Below are 615 nucleotides of genomic sequence, written 5' to 3'. Positions count from 1 at the left end.
CCCCTATGTATTCAGAGAAACAGGGGCGCCCTGCTGCAGATTCGGAGCTCATGCTGCGGCTCATGCTGCTTTGCTATCTGTTCAATCATAGTGAGCGCCAGCTTTACCAAACCCTACCCATGCATGCGGGATACCTCTGGTTCTGCGGCTTGGACTTTGAATCTGTTCAGCGCCCGGATTCGTCCGCTCTTCGTTTACCGGATCGAACAACGCTTGTGAAAACGCGTAAGCTTTGGCGCGAGCATGGCATTTTTGAAAAATTGATGAAGTACGTCGTGGATCAGTGCATAGCCGCGGGTCTTGTCAACACGAACGTCGATGCCGCTGTGGACGGCACCCAGGTTCGGGCTAACGTCTCGATTCATAGCTTGGAAGAAATCCAACTGGCTCCTGTCGAATCCATAGAGGCTTATCTGGCACGTCAAGCTGCCGCAGATGAATCCGAAAGCAAGGAGCAACCCACGGCGAACGACCAAGACCCGCCGCCTCCACCGGCGTCCGGCCCTTCCTCCCGCCTTGCGGAACAAGCCATCCATGAAGATTTTCATGGAAAAACCTTCTCGAACCAGACCCATCGAAGCACCAGCGATCCGGATTCCCGCCTGTACAAAAAGA

General features: G+C 54.5%; 1 protein-coding gene. It reads left to right on the top strand.

What is annotated here, in order from left to right; genetic code table 11:
• Positions 1-615, top strand: a 615-nt coding sequence (locus PPOP_RS18115) for a transposase (RefSeq protein WP_042229949.1), incomplete at both ends; no start/stop codon positions are given.

Source organism: Paenibacillus popilliae ATCC 14706 (assembly GCF_000315235.1).
GTDB classification, from domain to species: domain Bacteria; phylum Bacillota; class Bacilli; order Paenibacillales; family Paenibacillaceae; genus Paenibacillus_B; species Paenibacillus_B popilliae.
The sequence above is the reverse complement of the archived record's forward strand: the minus strand, read 5'-3'. Positions and strand labels throughout refer to the sequence as shown.